This window comes from Clostridium sp. UBA5712, assembly GCF_002419845.1.
In the GTDB taxonomy this organism is placed as follows: domain Bacteria; phylum Bacillota; class Clostridia; order Clostridiales; family Clostridiaceae; genus Clostridium_J; species Clostridium_J sulfidigenes.
In genome coordinates, this window is record NZ_DIGW01000014.1 from 119,747 (window position 1) to 143,570 (window position 23,824).

Here is a 23,824-nt window from a genome sequence, read left to right on the forward strand (position 1 = left end):
GGAGGCAGTCTTTAGGGACAGCCTCCTTTGGAGCTAAAGAATTACTTAATTTGGTTTATAACCTCTGTAAGAGGTGGAATAACTTGTTTCTTTCTAGAAACTACCTGGTCAATATATGCTGTTCCATTGTTTAACTTAATGTTAAAGGCTCTTGAGAATACTTCTTTGTGTTCGCCACACACAATGAATAAAGAAGAACTTTTAAATATGTCAGTAACCATAAGAATAATTAGGTCAAACTTTCCTTGACTTGCTTTTTCATTCATTACAGTTTTTAAATCATTAATTAGTGGAGTAAATCCATCCATATAAGTAGTTGTTATTTGTCCAACACCTACTTTAAAATTACCCATATTAAAGATTTTGAAATCTTGGTATAAAAGTTCCTTTGAGCTTTTTCCTTCTAATGAAGTTCCAGCTTTAAACATCTCTTGAGCAAATTTTTCTATATCTATACTTGCTATTTCAGCTAATCTCTTTAGTATGATTTCATCTACAATAGTTGCTGTTGGAGATTTTAATAGTAGAGTATCGGAAATAATAGCTCCACATAATAATCCAGCTACTTTCTTAGATGGTCTAATTCCATTTTCAAAGAAAATATTAGCAACAATGGTAGAAGTACTTCCTACAGGCTCATTTCTAAAGTATATTGGTTGACCTGTTTGAATATCTCCTATTCTATGGTGGTCGATAATTTCTAAAATGTCTGCATCTTCAAGACCGTCTACAGACTGAGTCTTTTCGTTATGATCCACTAAAATTACTTTCTTTCTTTGTTGGGTTATTAAATGATATCTAGAAATGCTTCCAACCACGGAACCATCTTCATCTAAAACTGGATAACTTCTATATCTAGTTTCTAGCATAATATCTTTAATCTCCTCAATGAAGTCACTAGTAGAGAAGGTAATTAAATTATTTTTAGTCATTACGTATTCTATAGGAATACTTTGAGGTATTAGTCTAGCAGCAGTAAAAGAGTCATAAGGAGTAGTGATTATAGTGCATCCTTTTTCTTTAGCTAGGTCAATAATTTTTTCAGAGGGATTTGTATTATTAGTGATTATCATTAATCTAGCATTACAATCTAATACAAATTCTTGAACTAACTCACGGTCTCCACAGATGCAAATATCTTCCGCTTCTATTAAATTTCTATCATTTGGTTCCATCATAGAAACTACAACTTTCCCCTTAAGTTCTAAGTTTTCATCTGATAAGTAAACAATTTTAGCGGATAGAGTTTCTAAAATGTTACTTAGACTTGTTTTACTTTTAGCTAAAACGTAATTATCCCAAATGTCTAGATAACTAGCTGCCAGATTTGATACAGATACAATTCCAGCTAATTTTTCATTAGGATATATAACTGGGAGAGTTTTAATGTTTTTTTGCTTCATTATAGACCAAGCCATTTTTAAGGATATGTCTGAAGCAATAGGAGCTACTGTATCTATTTTTAAATCTATAATTTGAGGCTTTACAGTTTGAACAAGCGGTGGTGGCTGAACTCCAAAGTAATCTAGGATAAACTGAGTTTCTCTACTAATTTCCCCTAGTCTAATTGGAATTGCATTGATTCGTTGGGTTTTATTTTTAAACTCTGAATAAGCAATGGCTGCACAAATAGAATCAGAGTCAGGATTTCTATGACCTGTTATGTATACTTTATTTACCATGAATAACCTTCCTTTATAATATCTATTCTTATTTATAATTAGTATTTTAAAGGTTTATTTACCTTATGTAAAGTTAAAGTTTTCATATACTGGTAGGATGGTACATATATTTTAATGATAGATTATTTCTAACTATAAATAAAAAAATTGTAAGGGGGAAAAAATGTGAGTGCTAAAGAATATAGAGGGCTATCTACCAATGAAATAGAAGATAGGCTGAAAGAATACGGACTAAATGAGTTACAGAGTAAGAAAAAAGTGTCACCTATAAAAATATTCTTGTCACAATTTAATGATTTGATTATTTGGATACTAATGGTGGCAACCGTTATATCGGGTTTTATGGGGGATAAAGCAGACGCTATAACTATTCTAATAATTATAGTAATGAATGGAATTTTAGGTTTTGTACAAGAATATAAAACTGAAAAATCCTTAGAACAGTTAAAAAAATTATCATCACCTACTGCTAAGGTAATAAGGGATGGAAAAATTGAAGTTATTAATTCCATATATTTAGTACCAGGAGATTTGGTTATATTAGAAAGTGGGGATAGGATACCTGCTGATAGTATTTTAGTTGAAGGAAATAATCTTATGATGGATGAATCTCTTCTAACTGGTGAATCCGTAGGAGTGCACAAGAATCCAGAGGACAGTGATAATAATATATATATGGGAACTATCGTATTGACAGGTAGGGGAAAAGCAAAGGTATATGGAACTGGAATGAATACAGAAATGGGGAGAATAGCTCATATGCTTCACTCTATAGAAGATGAACCATCCCCACTAAAGGAAAGATTAAATTCCCTTGGAAAAGTACTTGTAGTTCTTTGCTTAACTATATGTGCAGTAGTAACCTTTTTAGGTATTTATAGAGGTGAAAATGTCTATGACATGTTTTTATCTGGGGTTAGTTTAGCCGTTGCTGCTATTCCAGAAGGGTTATCAGCTATAGTAACTGTTGCCCTTGCTTTAGGGGTATCAAGAATGCTTAAGAGAAATGCCCTAGTAAGAAAGTTACCAGCAGTGGAAACCCTAGGATGTACCTCTGTAATATGTAGTGATAAAACAGGAACTTTAACAGAAAATAGAATGACGGTAACAGCACTTCTTCATAATGGAAAAATTCATGATATTGATGAAGATAAAAGTTTTGACCATGATATTTTAAAAAAGATATTTGTATATTGTAATGATTGTAACTATAATTATTCTTCTAATTCCATGGAAAAGGCTTTAATGGGAGACCCAACAGAGACTGCTTTAATAAAAGGCTTCTTTAAAAAGGTTTCTGAAATAGAAAGATTTAATAGTAAAGTAGAGAGGATTTTTGATATCCCATTTGATTCTACAAGAAAAATGATGACAGTAATTGTGAAGGACGTAACTACTAAGAAGGATGTATGTTATGTTAAAGGAGCTCCAGAGCGAGTACTTGATAGATGTTCACATATATTAGTAAATGGAAGGGTAGAGCCATTAACTATACCTTATAGAAGAAGTGTAGAAAAGCTTATTGATGATATGTCCTTTAGAGCGCTTAGATGCATTGCAGGTGCATATAAAGATAATAACTTAATTAAGGGAGACAAGGTGGAAAATGGTTTAATTTTTGTAGGGGTGGCTGGAATTATAGACCCACCAAGAAAAGAAGTAAAGGATGCAGTTTTAAAGTGCAGAGTTGCAGGAATAAGACCGGTTATGATTACAGGTGACCACAAAAATACAGCCTTTGCCATAGGGAAAGATCTAAATATATGTAATGAAAGCAAGGAAGTAATTACAGGAGCTGAACTTGATAGAATAAATGATAAAGAACTTGAAAAATCCATAGACGATTATAGAATATTTGCAAGGGTTAGCCCTAAACATAAATTAAGAATAGTAAAAGCTTTTAAAAGTAGAGGTAATATTGTAGCTATGACTGGGGATGGAGTTAATGATGCCCCTGCTATTAAAGAAGCTGACATTGGAATAGCTATGGGAATTTCAGGAACAGATGTAACTAAGGAAGCGGCATCTATGATATTGTTAGATGACAACTTTGCTACTATTGTAACTGCAGTAGAAGAAGGTAGAGTTATATATGATAATATTAGAAAATTTATAAGATATCTATTATCCTGTAACTTAGGTGAAGTATTGACTATGTTCTTAGCTTCATTGTTTTATTTAGAAGTACCACTGCTTCCAATTCAAATTTTATTTGTAAATTTAGTTACTGATGGACTTCCAGCTATAGCTCTTGGAGTAGACCCACCAAATAAAAATATAATGTATGAAAAGCCAAGAAAAAAAGGCGAAAGTGTTTTTGCAAGGGGATTAAAAGAAAAGATATTAATTAGAGGTGCATTAATTGGTGTTTGTACAGTTCTTGCATTCTTAGCGGGTAAGTATTATGGATATGGATTAGGAGTATGTAGAACTTTAGCCCTTGGAACTTTAATTTGCTCACAGTTAATTCACGTATTTGAATGTAGAAGTGAAAAGTATTCTCTCTTTGAAATCAATCCATTTACCAATATGTATTTATTGGGTTCTGTTATTATTTCAGTGACAGCACTTTTATTAGTAATATATGTTCCTATGTTACAAGGTATATTCCATACCATGTCTATAGGTATTGGACAGTGGGCAATCATTGTATTTTTCTCAGGAATAATATCCTTTATTAATAGCATTGCTACTTTTGTAGGAAACAGAACTTAAGAATATTTTAAGTGAAAAATAGCCATGGTACTTTCTGATATTCTCATCCTTATAATAGACAATTTTATTATTTAAACTGTCTACCATAAGGGAAGCATATCACTGTAGATGCCTTGGCTATTTATATGCTTATAGCTTGTACAAATATATTGCTGTAATTTTAAGCAGAGCCCAACAATTACAAAAGATTAGCAAATATGGAGGCACCAATTACTGTGAATAAACCTGCCACTGCTATTGCAAGACCACTCATAGCACCTTCTATTTCTCCAATTTCCATTGCCTTTGAAGTTCCTATGGCATGGGAAGAGGTTCCTATGGCAATTCCTTTAGCAATTGGTTCATGGATATGAAATACCTTACAAATAACTTCAGCAAGGATATTACCAATAATACCAGTTACAATAATGACAGCTACTGTAATTGTAACAATTCCATTTAGCTCTTCTGAAATTCCCATTCCTATAGCTGTGGTAATGGACTTTGGAAGCAAGGTTACATACTGTTCATGGGTAAACTGAAAAAGCAAGGCGAATAAAAATACACTTATAAGACTGGCTGCTACTCCTGAAAAAATTCCTATTATAATAGCTTTAAAATTGTTTTTTAATAAATCCAGTTGCTCATATAGAGGGATTGCTAGACATACTGTAGCAGGAGTTAGTAAATAGCTTAAATATTTTGCTCCATTATTGTAACTTTCAAAATCTACTTTAAAAATAACTAAAGCTGCCATTACAAAAAGAATTGAAATAAGTAAGGGGTTAAAGATCCCATTATTAAATTTCTTTTTTAAAAACAACCCTATTTCATAGCCTAGAATACTGACCACTACTCCGAAAAATGCTGAATTACATAATAAATCCTTCAATTTCTATTCATCCTCTCTAGCTTAATCATAAACTGGGTAACCTTACCTGTCACTATCATTACAATAACTGTGGTTAAAATAGTTATTATAATAACAGGAATCCAAATATTCTTTAGTACATCCCAAGAAACTAATAAACCAACTGCTGCTGGTATAAACATAAGAGGCATAATTTCTATTAAAAAAGTTCCAGTTTCCTTCACTTGTTCAAGGGAAATTATTTTTGTTTTTAAAATTATAAGCATGAGAATTAAACCATATATACTAGCAGGAATAGGTAATGGAATAATATATTTTAATATTTCTCCAATAAAAGTTACTGCCAAAATAATTCCAAATTGACGAAAATACTTCATATAAACATCCCTTTCTAAATTGGTACTACCAATTTAGAATTGTACATCTTTTTTATAGGTATGTCAAAAAACACAGGATACAAATAGTATCCTGTGCTAACTAAAAAGTTAAGTTTTCCAATTACGCCCCAGCCAAGGGAGCTTCATTACTTATTTAAATCTTCTATCTTGTCTTACTCTCTGTATCTTCTTTTGACCACCTTCAACAGGAACTAAGTCTCTCTTATTAGTAAGGTTCATAACGTTCATTATGCTTATGTAGTCCTTAACTTTCTTTTTCTTCTTTTTCTTTTTAGAATAATCAGGTTTTAAACCTTGGATTAATAAAGAATGGCCTTGAGATACAGGAATGAATTCTGGCTTTTTAAACCATCTCTTTTTCTTATAAACACAAGTTGCTATAGTTCTAGCACTGTCTTGTTTCACTACAATAGTAACAATAATAGTATTTAAAATTCCAAGAAAAGATTTCTCCTCTGTTTTAACAGATAAAGCCCTTCCTTGAACTTGTGTTATTCTATCACCATATCTATTTATAAAAGCATTAGAATAACTTTGTGATAATTTGTCTTTGAATCCCATATGAATAACTCCTTTACATGAAGAATAAATAACTACGTATAATATCTGACTGTATTCAAGTGTATAATATTACACAATATCATTATTATATAATAATTAAGTTGTTATAACAAGTTTATGTTTAATTTTTAAAAATATATCATGAATTTTTTAAAATTATAATATGAATTTTTATGTTTTTGTTCCAAAAGTCCTTTTATAAGAATATTAATATACTAAATGATTTTATTTGGGAGGACAGTATGAAAAGAGTTTTAAAACCCAGTGAAGTTTTGTACGATTTTGAAATTGTTGAAGATAGAGAAATAGAAGGCGAATTTATATTGCCACAATATAAGGATGCATATAATAAAATAAAAACCTCACTTCTTTTAAATGGGGAAGGATATAATATTTACTTAGTTGATGAATTTTGCAAGGATAGAGTAAAACATATTATTAGCTATGTAAAACATATATTGACGGATGGAAAGCCACCAAAGGATATATGTTATGTTATAAAAGGAAATGTAAAGGAACCTGTTCCTTTGTTTGTTAACAATGGATATGGAAATAAGCTTAAAAAGGTAGTAGACAAAATTCAAGAATTTTATGCAGAAAGTATATTTAAATTTTATAATGGTATAGATAATAAAGAAAAAGAGCACCTTATTAGTACTATTAAAGATAGGCGTAGCAAAATAGTTGGAGATTTAATTAAACTTTCTAAAGAATATGGTTTTGATATAAAAACTAGTGGGGATGGATTTACATTTATACCCCTAGTTGATGGAAAAGAAATGACAGAGGATGAATTCGATAATCTTAAGGAAGAAGAAAAATTTGAAATATTAAATAAAGTGGATGAGTTAAAGATAAATGCTAATGACATATTAGAAAAGTTAAGAAATATGAAAAATGATGAAATAAATAGAATTAGAGAGATAATGGATAACTTTTTTAAAGAAGAAATGGAAGAGTTAAATGTAATAATAGAAGAAGAATTTAATGATGATAGTGAGGCTAAGGCTTATATTCATTACTTAATTACTGAGATTAAGGGTGAACTTGAGGAAAACTATTCTATAAGCTACGAGGATGATGAAGAAGCTATAAGAGACATTATATATAAATATGATGTAAATGTAATTGTTGATAATTCAGATATTGAATATCCACCAGTAATCTTTGAAGAAGATCCTAGTGTATCTAACCTTTTTGGATCTATAGATTATGAAAATCATAATAATATATATGTATCTACTGTAAAATCCATAAGAGCAGGTAGTTATTTAAGAGCTAATGGGGGATGCCTAATTCTTAGAGCCAGTAGTCTACTTAGTAATTCTCAGTCTTATTATTATTTGAAAAGAGCTATAATATCAGAAAAAGTAGACTTGGATTACAACAGAGGATATATAGAACTATTTACTTTAAGTAGTTTAAAACCAGTACCTATGCCAATTAATACTAAAGTAATAATAATTGGGGATTATGATATTTATGACGCATTGTATAACTATGATAAAGAATTCAGAACAATATTTAAGACGAGGGCTGATTATAGAGGAGTATTGAAGGCTGAGAATAAGGTTAAAACTGTATTAATAAAAGAAATAAATAGATTGTCTAAGGAAAATAATATTAAACCTATAACATCTAGTGGCATAAGAGAAATTGCAAAATTTTTATCTAGAAAGGCAGAAAATAAAAATAAGATACATTTTGACCATGATGAATTATCAAACCTTATAATACAAGCTAATTATAAAGCAGCAGAAGAGGCAAGGGAGTTTATTGATGGAGATAATATAGAGAACATTGCTTATAGGAAAGAACCTATAGAAAGAGAATATCTAGAGTTATATGATGAAAAAAGATTGTTAATAGATGTTTCGGGAAGCAAGGTGGGGCAAATTAACGGGCTTTCTGTCATTGATACGGGATATACAAGTTTTGGTAAACCTGTTAAAATAACCTGTACCTGTTTTAAGGGAGAAGGAAAAATCATTGATGCTCAAAGGGAATCCAACCTAAGTGGTAAAATTCATACTAAGGGAATTAATATTTTAAAAGGATATATTAATAATATCAATGGAGGATATAAAACTCTACCAGTAGATTTCAATCTTAGCTTTGAGCAGTTATATGGAGTTATAGATGGTGATAGTGCATCAGTAGCTGAAGCATTAGCTATAATATCTGCTCTTTGCAAGATTCCTATCAAACAAAATATTTCAATTACTGGATCCATAAATCAATTTGGTCAAGTACAGCCTATAGGTGGTGTAAATGAAAAAATTGAAGGATTCTTCGAAGTGTGTAAAATCATGGATGATACGGAAGGAAAGGGAGTTGTTATTCCTCTATCTAATAAAGATGATTTAGTACTTTCAAGAGAAGTTGAGAGAGCAATTTTTGAAGGTGAATTTAAAATATATACTATAGAAACTGTGGAAGATGCCATGGAGTTAATATTTGATGCTGAAGAAATTACTATGGATAATATAATGGAGTTAATAAGTAAGCAGTGTATAGAATATGAGAAGAAATGATGGTAAAGGAATGGTGCAAATTCCTTGAAACCCCCATGAATAGAACAAATAGTTAACTATATTCATATATAACTATTTATATATGTAAAAATTAATATAGGTATATAGTGAAATAGTAATATAGGTATATTGTTATATAACTAGCTAGTTTTATGGGAATGTATTAGCATATCATATATTTTCAATATTGAGGGAATAAATATACAATAAGTGTAAAGTGGAGAGTATTATGCAACTTTTAAGGTGATGAGTTGTAATAATACCCTCCATTTATATTTAATTAAGTTATTTAAAATAGAGCGATTGCCTTTGGAAGAGAAGTTTAATTATATAGGTTTTGCTCTTCGAAACATCCATTTTAGTTTTATAACTTCAATCAACTACATACCTAATTAATAATTGTATATTAGTATAATTATTCTATATAAAGAATTTTATGAATGTTTCGAAAATTAAAATATAAAGTTTGAAAAACTTTATATTAATAAATTTTGAATGGGGATGGGTATATGAAAAAGAATTTAAACAGCTTAAAGAGTAAACTTATAATTTCGTTGCTAGGAGTATCTATTATCCCTTTAATTTTTATAGCCTTATTGGTTTATAATGAATGTTATAGTTTACTTAAGGATAACTTAAAGTACTCCACTGGTCAAACACTGGTAGAGGTGAATAGAGGGATAGAAAATTATTTTAATACAGTAGCGAATCAAATAAATTCACTAACACTTAACAGTAAGTTTATTGAGTTGGACAATAGTAGTGAAAGCATTAAAGATATAATAAGTCATATGAATAATGTAGAAGTATCAGATTCTAATATTAGTACAGTGTTTTATGGAACAGAGAATGGTGATTTTTATACTTCCCACAAAATTAATCTTCCAGATGGATATAATCATAAGGAGAAGGAATGGTATACTTTAGCTACAGCAAATAAGGACTCCTATATAATTACATCTCCATATACTAGTGCTGAAGATCAAAAAACTACGGTTACACTGGCTAGGACAGTGGTAAAGGATGGACAGGTTGTTGGAGTTGTTGGATTAGATTTATCTTTAGATGTTTTTAGTTCAAGTATATCTAACATAAAAATAGGTGATGAAGGGGTTGTAGTTGTATGTAGTAGTAATGGGGATATTATATCTCATACAGATGAAGGCTTAATAGGTAAAAATTTAATAGAGGTAGATGAGGAACTTAAATCTGTAGTAGATGATAATTCAGGTTTTATAGAATTAAGTAATAATGGAAAAAGAAATTTTGTAGTTTATAATTTGAATTCCTTAGAAAACATAAAATTAGTGGCATTTATACCGGAAATAGAATTATTAAAAGATACTAATGCAGTTAGAAGCTTTTTAATAATAGGGATAATTGTAATAGGAATAGTTGCAATAATTATAAGCATAATTTTAGGAGAAGGCATCGCTAAAAATATGAAAAAGGTTAAGAACGTAATATCTAAAGCTGCCAAAGGAGATTTTACAGGTAAAGTAGAAATTAAGTCCAAAGATGACTTTAAAGAATTAGGAGATTACTTTAACAATATGATGGAATCAATTGCACTGTTAATGAAAAATGTGGACAAGTCATCTCAGGTGGTATTAAAAACTGCAGCTGATTTAGCTATAATGTCTAATGAAACTACTACTGCCCTTTCACAAACGCATATAGCCATGGATGAAATAGCTTCAGGTGCATCTAATCAAGCTGAAAGTACTATTCAATGTGCAAGCCATATGGAGGATTTAGCCCAAGGAATTGATAATATAGAAAACTCCTCTACAGAAATTGATAGTATATCTAAAGATACAAAGAATTATAGTATTGAAGGAAGCAAAATAGTTTCAGAGCTAATAAACAGTTCAACGAAAATAAAAGATACTTTTGAAGTTGTTGGAAATATAGTGAAAGAAGTAAATGAAAGTATGGATCAAATAAATCTTATATCTAAAACAATTTCTGATATAACAGAACAAACTAATTTATTATCTTTGAATGCATCTATAGAGGCAGCTAGATCTGGCGAGGCAGGTAAGGGATTTGCTGTAGTAGCTAATGAAATAAGAAGATTAGCAGATCAATCAAAGAGTTCAACTGATAGAATAAATGTTATGATTAAAGCGATAGAAGAAAAATCTATGTTAGCTGTATCTGCTATAAATAACTCTCAACAAGTGGTAGATGAAGAAGGAAAAATGGTAAGTGAAACCTCACAAATTTTTGAAAACATATCTGGAAGTGTACTTGAGTTATCAAGTAAGATAAGTGAAATTAAAAAATCTATTGAGAATATTCAATATGAAAAAATTAATGTAGTAAAAGAAATAGAAAATGTTACATCAATTTCAGAAAGCACTGCTTCAGCCACAGAAGAAATATCAGCTTCTACAGAAGAAATTACTGCTAATATGGATGAAATTTCAAGATATACTCAAAATTTAAATGAATTATCTGAAACTTTAAAATTTGAGATTTCAAAGTTTATAATTGAATAATACATTATATAAAAAATGTATGAGTGAATTTCACTCATACATTTTCAAATTATATAAAGAATTTAATTTTAGAATAATTATACATTAAATCTAAAGTTTACTACATCTCCATCTTGCATTATATATTCTTTTCCTTCAAGTCTGTAGAAGCCTTTTTCTTTAGCTGCAGCTTCAGAACCACATTCAACTAACTTATCAAAGGAAATTACCTCAGCACGGATAAATCCACGTTCAATGTCGGTATGAATTTTACCGGCAGCAGCAGGTGCCTTTGTACCTATTTTAATTGTCCAAGCTCTTACCTCTTGAACACCAGCAGTTAAGTAGCTCATTAGTCCAAGAAGTTTATAACTTGCATGGATTAGTTTATCAAGACCTGATTCTTCAAGACCATACTCTGAAAGTAAGTCTTTCTTTTCTTCATCATCTAATGTAGATAATTCTTCTTCTAATTTAGCACATACTATGATAATTTCAGATTTCTCCTTAGCAGCATAGGCTTCTACTTCTTTTACCATTTCGTTTTCTCCGCCACACTCCATTAAGTCTTCTTCACTTACATTGCATGCATATAATACAGGTTTAGAAGTTATTAAGAAAAGAGATTTAACAAATTCATCTTCTTCATCTGTAAACTCTAAAGTTCTAACTGGCATATTGTCTTCTAAATGTTTTTTAATTTTTTCCATAATTGCATATTCAACCTTTGCAGTCTTATCCCCTGAGCGTACTAGTTTTATAGACTTTTCCATTCTTCTTTCTAGGACTTCTAAATCAGAAAAAATTAATTCTAAATTAATAGTTTCAATATCTCTTATAGGTGATACAGATCCTTCTACATGAACAACATTATCATCTTTAAAACATCTAACAGTATGAACAATTGAAGCTACTTCTCTTATATGAGATAAAAACTTGTTTCCAAGTCCTTCACCTTTACTTGCTCCTTTAACTAATCCTGCTATGTCATAGAATTCTATGGCAGTATGCACTTGTTTTTTAGAATTATATAATTTTTGTAATACATCAAGACGGTTGTCAGGTACACTAACAACTCCTACATTTGGCTCTATAGTACAAAAGGGATAGTTAGCAGACTCTGCTCCTGCTTTTGTAATGGCATTAAATAATGTACTTTTTCCTACGTTAGGTAAACCTACTATTCCTAATTTCATATAATACTCGTCCTTTCTATGTAAACCATGTGGCTTATTACTTAAAAATTTCATTCTTTTAAATTATACTCTACAGAAAAGGGAATTTCAATAATTCTACAAGTTATATAGAGTAATAGAGAAAAAACCGTAGAAAAATAAGGAACTATATTATATAAATGTAATATATTTGAAATTAGTTGGAGATTCTTTATATATATCTATAAATTTGTTTAAAAAAAGTTTTTCATTTAGGGAATATTTAAAAGGAATTTATGTAAACTTATAGAATTATTTATGGTACAATGAAAAGTGTATAAATGGATTCTATAGTTTATATTTTATAAACCATAGACGAAACAAAGGAGAATATATAATGGAATTTAAACACTTTTCAGTAATGTTAGAAGAATGCATAGAAATGTTAGATATTAAAGAAGATGGTATATATGTTGATTGCACTTTAGGTGGAGCAGGTCATTCAAAGGAAATTTTAAAGAAACTTTCACCAAAGGGAAGATTAATAGGAATAGACCAAGATTTAGATGCTCTTAAGGCTGCAAAGGAAAAGCTAAAGGATTTTAATAACATTACCTATGTACACAATAATTTTTATAATATTAAGGACATATTGGAGTCTTTAGGAATAGAAAAAGTTGATGGTATACTCATGGATTTAGGAGTTTCATCTTATCAGTTGGATCAAGGTGAAAGAGGCTTTAGTTATATGAAGGAAGCGGCCTTAGATATGAGAATGAATAGGGAAGAAGCTTTTTCAGCCTATAATGTAGTGAATGAATATAGTGAGGATGAACTCTTTAGAATTCTTAGAGATTTTGGGGAGGAGAAGTTTTCAAGAAGAATTGCGAGCAGGATAGTAGAAAAAAGAAAAGTAAAACCTGTTGAAACTACCCTTGAACTTGTAAAAATTATAGATGAGTGCATACCTGCCAAGTTTAAAAGGGAGGGTGGACACCCTGCTAAAAGAACATTTCAAGGTATTAGAATAGAAGTAAACAGCGAATTGAGTATTTTAGATAGAGCCATAGGAGATGGCATAGAAGCTTTAAATAAGGATGGAGTTATGGCAATAATTACATTCCATTCTTTAGAAGATAGAATTGTAAAAAATAAGTTTAGAGATTTAGTGGATCCATGTAAATGTCCTAAGGATCTTCCTATGTGTGTTTGTGGGAAAAAGCCAATAATTAAATTGATTAACAAAAAGCCTATAGAAGCCACTAAGGAAGAACTTGCTAATAATTCAAGAAGTAAAAGCGCCAAGTTAAGGGGATGTAAAAAGATTTAGTTCTAAAAACTAGATGGGGGTAGTAAAATGGTAGTAGAAAATAGAAAAAATACGGTAAGTGGGAATACAGCTTTAGCTTCTCAGGTAAATCCGTTACCTAGAGAAAGGGTAAAAACTCCTACTAAACAAGGCCCTAGTAAAGAAGAATTAAGAAAAGTTAGAAAGCAAAAGATAGCAAAATTTTTAAAGCTTAATGGAAGTATAGTAGCAGTAGGACTAGTTGGGGCTATTATTGTATCTAGATACAGTGCTATATATAATAATCAAAAGGAAATAATAGTTCTTCAAGAGCAGATACAAACGCTAACAGAAGAGAGTGAAGATTTGAGAATAAAACTACTTAAGTTTAACAATTTTTCCTACATAGAAGAAGTTGCCACTAAAGAATTAAAAATGATTGAACCAAAGAGTACTAATGCAATCTATTGTGATATTGATGCAATTAAAGAGATAGCTACAAGTAGCACTAATGAAGAAAAAGGGGTTAGTTTATTAAATAAAATTAAAAACTTATTATTTAATTAGTTAGTGAGGTAATTGTAGGTGGCAAAGAAATATTTTGTTGATAAGGTGTTAATGAAAAAGAGAATGATGTTAGCTATGCTATTAGCCTTCTTAGTTTTCCTAGGATTAAGTATAAGATTAGGTTATGTTATGTTTGTTGAAGAATCAACCTATAAGTCTTTGGCGAAACAGCAATGGACCAGTGATGTTAGGATAAATGCTAAAAGAGGTAAGATATTAGATAGAAATGGTAATGAGCTAGCAATAAGTGCTAATGTTTATAGAGCGGACTTAGATTTGAACACTTTAAGAAAAGATATAGAAAATAATGGAATGACCATGGAACAAGTTGCAACAACTCTAAGTGGAATAATTGGAGAAGAACAGGCTGACGTGTTACACATATTAACTAATCCTCTTCCCAATGGAAAACCTAGAGGCTCTGCAATATTAAAGAGAAGAATAGAAAAGGATGCAACAGATGCCATAAGAGAGTTTTGTAAAAATAATAACATAAATGGTATAGTAATATCACCTGATACGAAAAGGTATTATCCAAATGGTAATTTTGCTGCCCATATATTAGGTCATACTAATTCAGATGGAGAAGGACTCACAGGGTTAGAACTGTATTATAATAAGTATCTATCTGGAGTTCCAGGAATTAAAGTTGCTGAAATTGACCAAAAGAGTGAGGGATTACCATATACAATCTCAGAATTTACAGAACCTATTGATGGAAGAAACGTAGTTACTACCATTGATGAAAATATACAAAACTTTGCAGAAAAGTTAGCTGAAGAGGCCTTGGCAGATAATGAGGCTAAAGCAGTATCAATTATGGTTATGGATCCTAATACAGGAGAAATATTGGCTTTAGCAAATAAGCCAGATTATGATCCTAATAATCCGTGGGTTGGGGGAACATCAGATGATGACATTCAGCAGATGTGGAGAAATAGATTAGTCAGTGATGCCTATGAACCTGGTTCTATTTTTAAGGTAGTTACAGCCACGGCGGCCATAGAAAAAGGGATTCTTACAGAGGGAGAAGCTTTTAATTGTGGAGGCTCCCTTAATATTGGGGGAAGAAATATTCACTGTTGGAAGACTTCAGGTCATGGTCCTCAAACCTTTGAAGAAATATTAAAAAATTCTTGTAATGTTGGATTTATGGTTTTAGGAGAAAGATTAGGTGCTGCAAATCTTAACGAATATATTGAAAAGTTTGGGTTAGGACATAAAACCGGAATTGATTTACCTGGTGAATCAGCTGGTATAGTTAAAGCCACAAAAGATATATCTGTAACAGACTTAGCTACTATATCCTTTGGACAAAGCAATACAACTACAGGAGTTCAATTTATGAGAGCTTTCAATGCAATTGCCAATGGTGGATATTTGATAACACCTCATTTAATGAAGGAAATAAATCATTATGATGATAAAAAAGAGCTAGTAGTTGATGAAACCTATAAGATAGAAAAGCAACAACGTTTTACTCCAGAGGCTATGACTGAAATGAGGTCTCATTTAGAACAAGTAGTTGGTGCAGGTGGAGGATCAAAGGCTAAAATTGATGGATATAGAATTGCTGGTAAAACTGGTACAGCACAAAAGGTAGACACTGTTAATGGTGGATATGCAAATGGTAAGTATCTATCATCCTTTGCAGGGATGGCTCCTGCTGATAATCCAAAGTATACAGTATTTGTATCTATTGATGAACCAAATCCATCTTGGTACTATGCGGGACAAATTGCTGCCCCAGTTGGACAAAAGTTATTTAATGATTTGTTTAATTATACAGAAATGAAGCCTAATGGAAGCTATATGGAAGTTGATGAAAGTTTAAAAGCAGATGTAATTGTTCCTGAGGTTAGGGGACTATCAGTTGCAGATGCTAAAAAAGTAATAACTGATGCAGGGTTAACTATTAGAGTAGAAGGTAGTGGAGGCACTATAACAGATATAAATCCAAAACCAGGGTTTACTCTTAAGGAAGGTAAAGAGATAATCCTATATGCAGGAGGCAGTAATGGAAGCGCAGATACAGTTATAATTCCTGATTTAAAGGGATTTACAAAGGAAAGTATCATAAAGCTTTTCAATGATTTAGGATTAAAGAGTGAATTTATAGGTGAAGGTCTAGTGGTAGAACAAAGTGTTGCAGGAAACCAAGAAATTAAAAAAGGAACCACGGTAACCTTCCATCTTGGCACCTTAGTAGATTAGATTATCCGGTAGTTACAGGTTGACTTGTGCTACCGGATTTTATATGCTATAAGGTATAAAAATTAAATTTTGGACAATGTTTTAATTAGAAAGAAAAGTATTTTAAGGATGTGAGCAAGATGAAAATAGAAGAGATATTAAAGGGATCAACCTATACAGTGTTAAGTGGAGATGAGAGTATAGAAATTAATGATCCTCAATATGATAGTAGAAAGATAAAATGTGAAGATATGTTTTTTGCAATAGGAGGATTTAATGTAGATGGACACAATTTTATATCAAAGGCTATAGAAAATGGTGCTAAAGCTGTAGTGGTTGAAAAAGATGTGACTCTTGTTGAAGGAATAACGTTTATAAAAGTTGAAAATGGTAGAAGGGCATTAGCTATAGCAGCTTCAAACTTTTATGATAATCCAAGCAAAAAGATGAAAATAATAGGTATAACTGGTACCAATGGCAAGACTACTTCTGCCTTTATGTTAAAGGGAATATTAGAGGCAAAGGGGTATAAAGTTGGGCTAATAGGTACCATAGCTAACTATATAGGGGATAAGGAGATTCATACAGAAAAAACTACTCCAGAATCTTTGGAATTGCAAAAGCTTTTTAAGGATATGGTAGACAGTGATATAGATTATTGTGTTATGGAAGTTTCATCTCACTCTTTAGACTTAGATAGAGTTTATGGGATTGAATTTTCACAAGGGATATTTACAAATCTAACTCAAGACCATTTAGATTTCCATAAAACCTTTGAAAACTACTTCAATGCAAAAAGCAAGTTGTTTAAAATTTGTAAACATTCTGTGGTAAATGTAGATGATAGTTATGGAATTAAGCTTCTTGAAAAAATAAATTCAAGGGTAACAACTTATTCTATTGAAAAAGAAAGTGATTTAAGGGGAACAGACATTAATTTAGAATCTACGGGAATTATATTTAATTTAAAAGGAAATGAAAAAACATATAAAGTTCAGTTGCCTATACCAGGTAGATATAATGTTTACAATGCACTAGGTTGTATTGGAGCTGCCTTAGATGAAGGTATAGATATGGATACTATTGTTGAAGGACTTTCTAAGGTTACTGTGCCTGGAAGATGTGAGAACTTAACTTTAGGGATGAACTTAGGTTTTCAAGTAATTAGAGATTATTCTCATACTCCAGATAGCTTAAAAAATATCTTAGAAAATCTTAGAGAACTTACTAAAGGAAAGTTGATTTGTATCTTTGGGTGTGGTGGTGATAGAGATAGAACCAAAAGACCTATCATGGGTGAAATAGGAACAGAACTCAGTGATATAGCCATAATAACCTCTGATAATCCAAGAAGCGAAGATCCTTATATGATATTAGAAGATATTAAGGCTGGGGTTGAGAAATCTAACTATAAACTTATTGAAAATAGAAGAGAAGCCATAAAAACAGCCTTACTCCTCGGGGAAAAAGATGATATTATAGTAATTGCAGGAAAAGGACATGAAACTTACCAAATCCTTAAAAATGAAACTATTCATTTTGATGAAAAGGAAGTTGTATTAGAATTGATAGAGGAGTTGGAGCTTTAGATGGAAACTATAAGGTTAAAGGAAATAGCTGAGGCTATATCCGGAGAAATATTAATTAGTGGAGCTACAGAAGAGTTTTCTAATGTAACCATAGATAGTAGAAATGTCTCTTTGGGAGATATTTTTATAGCAATCAAGGGAGAAAACTTTGATGGTCATAAATTTGTAAAGGGAGCTATAGATAGTGGAGCTAAACTTTGTATAGTACATGAAAAAGAACAATATGAAGATTTAGATGAAAAAGATTTATCTATAATTTTAGTTAAGGATACTAAGAGGGCCCTTCTTGATTTAGCATCCTACTATATTAGTACTTTAGATATAAATGTGGTAGGAATTACTGGTTCTACTGGTAAGACATCCACAAAGGATTTAATGGCAGCAGCTCTTAGCAAAAAATATAGGGTGTTTAAAACCCAAGGGAATTTTAATAATGATATTGGACTTCCTTTGATGATATTTAAATTAGATAAAACTTACCAGGTTGCAATTTTAGAGATGGGTATGAGTGACTTGGGAGAAATTGATACCTTGGCAAAAGTAGCAAAACCATCTATAGGGGTCATAACTAACATAGGTACATCTCACCTAGAAAACTTAAAGACTAGAGAAAATATTTTAAAAGCTAAACTAGAAATAGCAAATAATTTTACAGAAGAAAATGTGTTAATTATAAATGGAGATAATGATATGCTTCACAATTATTACACAGATAAATATAAAATTGTAAAAATTGGTATAGATAGTGATTATAATTTTAAAGGTTGTAGAATAATTATAAATAAGGACAGTATAGAGTTTGGTGTTAAGGAAAATGGTGAGGATGTAAATGCTACTATAAAAGTACCAGTACCAGGAAAACATAATGTGCTTAATTCATTATTGGCAATAGCTGTAGCTAGAGAGCTTAAGGTTACCTATGAAGAAATCCAAGGAGGAATAGAAAATTTACAGGCTACATCTATGAGATTGGATGTTTTAAATTTAGATAACTATACTATAATAAATGATGCTTATAATGCAAGTCCAGATTCTATGGAGGCTGCTCTAGAGGTCTTAAAACAATATAATGGAAGAAAAATTGCTGTACTTGGAACCATGAAGGAACTAGGTGAGGATTCTGCTAGAGCTCATGAGCAGGTAGGAGCTTATGCAAAGGCAAGGGGCATAGATTTATTATTTACCCTAGGAGAGTTTAATGAGAACTTTAAAAAGGGCTATGGCAGTGAAAATTTTATGGATTTTAATTCCATGGAGGAGCTAATAGCAGAATTAAAGAAAACTATTAAAAGTGATGATATTTTATTAATAAAGGCATCTAGATCTATGAAATTTGAAAATATAATTAAAGAATTACAAAAGAAAAATATATAGGGAGGGATGGAATATGAATAAGTTAATATATTCTATTTTAGTAGCATTTATAATATCTTTTGCAATAGCACCATTTATAATACCAGGATTACACAAGTTGAAATTTGGCCAAAACATTAGAGAAGATGGACCACAAAGTCATTTAAAAAAACAGGGAACTCCAACCATGGGAGGAATAATATTTATTATTTCTACTTGTATTACTATGATATTAATGGTTAGAAATCCTCATGATGAAGCAATGCTTGCTCTTTATGCCCTTATCGCCTTTGGAGCTATAGGATTTTTAGATGATGGTCTAAAGATAATCAAGAAGAAGAATGAAGGCTTAAAAAGTTATCAAAAAATGTTGCTTTTGGTAATAGTATCTATAGTCTTTGGATATTATGCTAAGGATAAAATAGGAACGGATATTATGATACCTTTCCTAGGTACAGTAACTTGGGATTTAAAAGTGCTATTTATACCTTTTATAGTAGTATACTTTGCAGCAGTAACTAATGCGGTTAATCTTACAGATGGATTAGATGGGCTTTGTAGTTCTATTACCCTTTTAATTATGACTTTCTTTGCTCTTGTAAGTTTTGGCATGGCATATTATACTTTAGCAATTTTCTGTGGAATTCTAGCTGGAGCTATTCTTGGATTCTTAAAGTACAACTCGTATCCAGCACAAATTTTCATGGGAGATGGTGGTTCATTAGCTCTTGGAGGAGCTGTTGCAGCTATTGCTATGATATTAAAGCTAGAGCTTATAGTAATAATTGTAGGTGGAGTTTATTTATTAGAAACTCTTTCAGTAATTATTCAGGTTGCTTCCTTTAAACTTACTGGAAAGAGAGTATTTAAGATGGCACCTCTACATCATCACTTTGAATTAAAGGGATGGCATGAAAGTAAGATAGTAGCAGTATTTTCCATCATAACAGTTATACTATGTTTAATAGGATTCCTTGCACTAACTTATTAAAATGGCGTAGGAGGAATTTAATATGAAAAAACCCAAAATGAAATTGGGAGATGTGGACTTTCTACTTTTTGCTGTAATTATTATGTTAGTTACAGTGGGAGTTGTCATGGTATATAGTGCTAGTTCATATTTTTCAGCCTTTAAATATGATGATGCAGAATTCTTTTTATGGAAACAGCTTCAGTGGGCTGGACTTGGACTTATTGGAATGATGATCACATTGAATATCGATTACCATAAGTATAAAAAGTATACAAGAATTTTAATAATCTTTACATTTATAGCCCTTTGCTTAGTGTTTTTATTTCCACCAGTAAAGGGAGCTCAGCGGTGGATTAGACTTGGACCTCTATCCTTTCAACCATCGGAGATTGCAAAGTACGTGGTAGTGCTTTTTGTAGCAAAATATATATCAAGCAATCCCCAAAATATAAAAAAGTTTTGGAAGGGCGTAGTGCCTAACCTTTTATTTGCAGGTTTTATAGCAGGAATGATTCTTCTTGAAAAGAATCTTAGTATTGCCACAGTCACCATGGTGGTTAGTCTTATAATGTTATTTGTAGCTGGAACTAAAGTTATTCATATGGGAGGACTAATAGGAACTGTAGGAGTTTTAGGTGCTGTTTTTATTTTAACAGAGGAATATAGACTTAGAAGACTTTTAAGTTTTACTAATCCTTGGAGTGATTCTCAAGGAGATGGATATCAATTGGTACAATCTCTCTTAGCATTAGGTTCTGGAGGACTTATTGGTGTTGGAATAGGTCAATCAAGACAAAAGTGTTTTTATATTCCTGAACCTCATAATGATTTTATATTGTCAGTTATAGGTGAAGAACTAGGTTTTATAGGCTGTGCCTTTATAATTATATTGTTTATACTGTTTCTATGGAGGGGAGTTATTGCAGCATCTAAGGCAAAGGATATGTACGGTTCCCTATTAGCTACAGGAATAACTTCTGTAGTAGTTATTCAAAGTTTAATCAATATTGCTGTTGTTACAGGCTCTATGCCAGTAACAGGGGTTCCTCTACCATTCATAAGCTATGGAGGGTCTTCCTTAGTAATTAATATGCTATTTATGGGAATACTTCTTAATATAACTCGGCAGAACAATAAAAAAACTTCATAGAAATAATAGGACTGAAGAATAGAAAGCATCTTCAGTCCTATTATTTTGGCTCTGTTGTTGATTAAAGTGATAAATCATGGAGACGATTTATAGGAACATTAATTATGGAGGTTTGATAATGAGTTCGCCAAATTATCACGAAGTGTTAGCGTTAGCTAGAGAAGTAAAAGAAAATGAAAGATTAAAACTAATTTTAGAAATAAGTAAAACAATGAATGATGTTTTAATATTGAGCCTAGCTGTATGGGACGTCCAGAAAGTAGTGATCTTTTAAGAGTACTAGGAAGAGTAATAAAAAAGATAGTGTGCTTGTAACAGATTCACTGTTTTGTTACAAGCACACTATCTTCCTATAAGTAAATCAAAACATATAGCAATCCCTACGGGTTCTCGCAGAGTAGGTTCATATAATATCCAAAGAATTAATAACCTTCATAGCAAGGTAAAAAGTTTTATGAGGCCCTATAAAGGTGTTTCAACTAAGTATCTTAGTAATTATATGTTTCTTTTTAAATACATAGAGTCAAAATATGAGGCTACGCCTATATTTTTTTAGGGGCACAAAGCCTTGTTTCAGCACGAACTTTAAGGGACGTCCACCAATATTCTCATAGCATGTATATTCTATCACTGTAATTTTCAACAGAGCCATAATATTTAATATTTTTGTAATGAATTTGTAATATAAAAATGGTATGATAGAAGGTGTATTAATTTACTTTCATGTTCATATATTGTAATTTGGTGGTGAAGATGTGGCAAAAAAAACTAAACAGAGTTATGGTAATTATATAATAGATAATAAAGAACAGATATTAAAGCGAAAGAAAAAAATAATTAAATTAAAAAAGACCATGTTACTACTTGTAGTAATGATTTCTATTTTAATAACTTTGGCTTTAACTTTACCTACTTTTAATTTATCAGAGATTTTAGTTAGTGGGTTGGTAAATTTATCTGAAGACGGTGTTAAAACAACTACAAAGCTTCAAAAGGGTACCAATATATTCAAGATAAAAACAAAAAAAATAGAAAAAGAGTTAGAGAAAAACCCTTACATATTAGAAGCAACCATTATTAGAAAATACCCTAACAAACTCTCTATTGCTATCAATGAGAGAAAGATTGCTTTCTACACAGAAATATCAGGAGGTTTCTATGTGATTGATGATAAGGGTGTGGTTTTGGAAAAAAAGGAATCTATCGAAGGTATAGAAGCTTTAAAGATTGAAGGAATTGATGAAACATGTTTAAAAATAGGCGAACAGATTAAAAATATAGACGAAGATAAAATAAAGGCAATTTGCAATATTCATAAATTTATAAAAGAAAATAGTTTGTTTGAAAAATATAACATAATAAAATTGGAAGTTAATGACTTTGTAGACTTAAAATTATACGTAAATAATTTACACATGAAACTTGGAACTGTTGATAAAATTAATAGCAAAGTTGCTAGGGGGTTTAGCATAATAGAAAGTGGGACCCTTGGAGAGATGAAGGGATATGTGGATGTAAGTTTTGAAGGCAATCCAGTTATTTATAAGGAAAAATAGATCAAAAGATTAAAAAGTAAAAGCATCATAGTTCAAGAAAGATTTTATTGGGAGGTAGGGTAAGTGAAAAGTATTATTTCCAAGCTATGTACCGGACTTATATTTTTAATGTTTGGATTTGTTATAATCACTCAACTTAATACTATAGGAGAGCAAAGTACAGATAAAGTTGAGGGTTCACAAAGTCCAGAAATATTATTAGAAAATGAGCAATTAAAAAAACAAAAGGAAGAATTGGAAAAGGCTGTTGAGGAACTAGAGGTGAAGGCGGCTGAATACGAAAAGGAAGCAACAGAAGATACAAAGAATCAAAGGCTCCTTGAAGAGCTAAATAATACTAGACTTAGAGCCGGATTAACTAATGTTGAGGGGCCAGGTATTACAATATATATTGATCCTAAAACTAGTTTATTCACTCCACAAGTAGAAGATGATCCTATACAAGATTATGAGTTACTGTATATCGTTAATGAATTATATGCTGCAGGGGCTGAAGCTGTATCTATAAATGATATAAGACTTATTGGAAACAGCAGTATAAGGATAGCAGGAAATAGTATTAGAATTAATGGTGAAAGAATTTCACAACAGGAGCGTATAGTTATAAAAGCTATAGGAAATAAGACTATATTAGAAGGGGCTATGGGATGGTTCATTCCTAATAGAGTGAAAAGAATCTGTGAGGTTACATCGGAAACAAAGGATAATATTAAAATTAAAAAGGCAAGTATACCAGTAAAATATGAACACATAAAAGAAGTACAAGAAAACTAAAAGT

The 23,824-nt window shown here is 31.1% G+C and carries 18 protein-coding genes; 13 read left to right on the forward strand and 5 right to left on the reverse strand.

The features are described from left to right. Positions 1 to 41: 41 nt before the first annotated feature. Positions 42 to 1,682 carry a putative manganese-dependent inorganic diphosphatase gene (locus B3B03_RS11565; protein WP_346877388.1) on the reverse strand — a complete coding sequence of 547 codons (1,641 nt, stop codon included), beginning with the start codon at positions 1,680 to 1,682 and terminating at the stop codon, positions 42 to 44. A 165-nt stretch (positions 1,683 to 1,847) separates the two neighbouring features. Between B3B03_RS11565 and B3B03_RS11570 the strand changes: the two genes are divergently transcribed. Next, positions 1,848 to 4,397 carry a calcium-translocating P-type ATPase, PMCA-type gene (locus tag B3B03_RS11570; RefSeq protein WP_346877389.1) on the forward strand — a complete coding sequence of 850 codons (2,550 nt, stop codon included), beginning with the start codon at positions 1,848 to 1,850 and terminating at the stop codon, positions 4,395 to 4,397. Positions 4,398 to 4,575: 178 nt separating this feature from the next. Here B3B03_RS11570 and B3B03_RS11575 read toward each other — a convergent pair whose 3' ends face one another. The 3 genes from B3B03_RS11575 to B3B03_RS11585 form a co-directional block, all read right to left on the reverse strand. Further along, the gene (locus B3B03_RS11575; protein WP_346847911.1) at positions 4,576 to 5,268 is read right to left on the reverse strand and encodes an LrgB family protein; all 693 of its coding nucleotides are present in this window, start codon (positions 5,266 to 5,268) and stop codon (positions 4,576 to 4,578) included. After that, positions 5,265 to 5,624 (reverse strand): CidA/LrgA family protein, encoded by a 360-nt coding sequence (locus tag B3B03_RS11580; protein ID WP_346847912.1) that lies wholly within the window; start codon positions 5,622 to 5,624, stop codon positions 5,265 to 5,267. The genes B3B03_RS11575 and B3B03_RS11580 overlap by 4 nt, the downstream gene beginning before the upstream one ends. 150 nt (positions 5,625 to 5,774) lie before the next feature. Continuing rightward, positions 5,775 to 6,206: a hypothetical protein gene (locus tag B3B03_RS11585; RefSeq protein ID WP_035129279.1), complete on the reverse strand. Its 432-nt coding sequence runs from the start codon at positions 6,204 to 6,206 to the stop codon at positions 5,775 to 5,777. 242 nt (positions 6,207 to 6,448) lie between these two features. Here B3B03_RS11585 and B3B03_RS11590 point away from each other — a divergent pair, with 242 nt between their 5' ends. Then, positions 6,449 to 8,740 (forward strand): AAA family ATPase, encoded by a 2,292-nt coding sequence (locus B3B03_RS11590; RefSeq protein ID WP_346847913.1) that lies wholly within the window; start codon positions 6,449 to 6,451, stop codon positions 8,738 to 8,740. A 509-nt stretch (positions 8,741 to 9,249) separates the two neighbouring features. After that, the gene (locus B3B03_RS11595; RefSeq protein ID WP_346877390.1) at positions 9,250 to 11,244 is read left to right on the forward strand and encodes a methyl-accepting chemotaxis protein; all 1,995 of its coding nucleotides are present in this window, start codon (positions 9,250 to 9,252) and stop codon (positions 11,242 to 11,244) included. A gap of 77 nt (positions 11,245 to 11,321) precedes the next feature. Here B3B03_RS11595 and ychF read toward each other — a convergent pair whose 3' ends face one another. After that, the gene (gene ychF, locus B3B03_RS11600) at positions 11,322 to 12,419 is read right to left on the reverse strand and encodes a redox-regulated ATPase YchF (RefSeq protein WP_346877391.1); all 1,098 of its coding nucleotides are present in this window, start codon (positions 12,417 to 12,419) and stop codon (positions 11,322 to 11,324) included. 355 nt (positions 12,420 to 12,774) lie between these two features. On the opposite strand from ychF, the gene rsmH reads away from it, so the two are divergent. From rsmH to B3B03_RS11655, 10 genes are all read left to right on the forward strand, one after another. Continuing rightward, positions 12,775 to 13,707, forward strand: a complete 933-nt coding sequence (gene rsmH, locus B3B03_RS11605; protein ID WP_346877392.1) for a 16S rRNA (cytosine(1402)-N(4))-methyltransferase RsmH — start codon at positions 12,775 to 12,777, stop codon at positions 13,705 to 13,707. Positions 13,708 to 13,734: 27 nt separating this feature from the next. Continuing rightward, positions 13,735 to 14,232 (forward strand): septum formation initiator family protein, encoded by a 498-nt coding sequence (locus B3B03_RS11610; protein WP_346877393.1) that lies wholly within the window; start codon positions 13,735 to 13,737, stop codon positions 14,230 to 14,232. Between the two features lie 18 nt (positions 14,233 to 14,250). After that, a complete protein-coding gene (locus B3B03_RS11615; protein WP_346877394.1) occupies positions 14,251 to 16,446 on the forward strand; it encodes a stage V sporulation protein D in 2,196 nt (731 codons plus the stop codon). 119 nt (positions 16,447 to 16,565) lie between these two features. Next, a complete protein-coding gene (locus B3B03_RS11620) occupies positions 16,566 to 18,014 on the forward strand; it encodes a UDP-N-acetylmuramoyl-L-alanyl-D-glutamate--2,6-diaminopimelate ligase (RefSeq protein WP_346877395.1) in 1,449 nt (482 codons plus the stop codon). Beyond that, a complete protein-coding gene (locus B3B03_RS11625) occupies positions 18,015 to 19,388 on the forward strand; it encodes a UDP-N-acetylmuramoyl-tripeptide--D-alanyl-D-alanine ligase (RefSeq protein ID WP_346877396.1) in 1,374 nt (457 codons plus the stop codon). 13 nt (positions 19,389 to 19,401) lie between these two features. Next, a complete protein-coding gene (mraY, locus tag B3B03_RS11630; RefSeq protein ID WP_035129292.1) occupies positions 19,402 to 20,358 on the forward strand; it encodes a phospho-N-acetylmuramoyl-pentapeptide-transferase in 957 nt (318 codons plus the stop codon). A 22-nt stretch (positions 20,359 to 20,380) separates the two neighbouring features. Then, a complete protein-coding gene (spoVE, locus tag B3B03_RS11635; RefSeq protein WP_035129299.1) occupies positions 20,381 to 21,490 on the forward strand; it encodes a stage V sporulation protein E in 1,110 nt (369 codons plus the stop codon). Positions 21,491 to 21,608: 118 nt separating this feature from the next. Beyond that, entirely contained in the window at positions 21,609 to 21,764 is a 156-nt protein-coding gene (locus tag B3B03_RS11640) for a hypothetical protein (protein ID WP_346877397.1), read from the forward strand. 481 nt (positions 21,765 to 22,245) lie between these two features. Then, positions 22,246 to 23,046: a cell division protein FtsQ/DivIB gene (locus B3B03_RS11650; RefSeq protein WP_346877398.1), complete on the forward strand. Its 801-nt coding sequence runs from the start codon at positions 22,246 to 22,248 to the stop codon at positions 23,044 to 23,046. A gap of 63 nt (positions 23,047 to 23,109) precedes the next feature. After that, positions 23,110 to 23,820: a DUF881 domain-containing protein gene (locus tag B3B03_RS11655; RefSeq protein WP_346847922.1), complete on the forward strand. Its 711-nt coding sequence runs from the start codon at positions 23,110 to 23,112 to the stop codon at positions 23,818 to 23,820. Positions 23,821 to 23,824: the final 4 nt, after the last annotated feature.

Bases quoted from the DNA above. Each gene is read 5' to 3' on its own strand.
- B3B03_RS11565 (WP_346877388.1), bottom strand. From the start codon at position 1,682: ATGGTAAATAAAGTATACATAACAGGTCATAGAAATCCTGACTCTGAT.
- B3B03_RS11580 (WP_346847912.1), bottom strand. From the start codon at position 5,624: ATGAAGTATTTTCGTCAATTTGGAATTATTTTGGCAGTAACTTTTATT.
- B3B03_RS11585 (WP_035129279.1), bottom strand. From the start codon at position 6,206: ATGGGATTCAAAGACAAATTATCACAAAGTTATTCTAATGCTTTTATA.
- B3B03_RS11590 (WP_346847913.1), top strand. From the start codon at position 6,449: ATGAAAAGAGTTTTAAAACCCAGTGAAGTTTTGTACGATTTTGAAATT.
- B3B03_RS11595 (WP_346877390.1), top strand. From the start codon at position 9,250: ATGAAAAAGAATTTAAACAGCTTAAAGAGTAAACTTATAATTTCGTTG.
- ychF (WP_346877391.1), bottom strand. From the start codon at position 12,419: ATGAAATTAGGAATAGTAGGTTTACCTAACGTAGGAAAAAGTACATTA.
- rsmH (WP_346877392.1), top strand. From the start codon at position 12,775: ATGGAATTTAAACACTTTTCAGTAATGTTAGAAGAATGCATAGAAATG.
- B3B03_RS11610 (WP_346877393.1), top strand. From the start codon at position 13,735: ATGGTAGTAGAAAATAGAAAAAATACGGTAAGTGGGAATACAGCTTTA.
- B3B03_RS11620 (WP_346877395.1), top strand. From the start codon at position 16,566: ATGAAAATAGAAGAGATATTAAAGGGATCAACCTATACAGTGTTAAGT.
- B3B03_RS11625 (WP_346877396.1), top strand. From the start codon at position 18,015: ATGGAAACTATAAGGTTAAAGGAAATAGCTGAGGCTATATCCGGAGAA.
- mraY (WP_035129292.1), top strand. From the start codon at position 19,402: ATGAATAAGTTAATATATTCTATTTTAGTAGCATTTATAATATCTTTT.
- spoVE (WP_035129299.1), top strand. From the start codon at position 20,381: ATGAAAAAACCCAAAATGAAATTGGGAGATGTGGACTTTCTACTTTTT.
- B3B03_RS11640 (WP_346877397.1), top strand. From the start codon at position 21,609: ATGAGTTCGCCAAATTATCACGAAGTGTTAGCGTTAGCTAGAGAAGTA.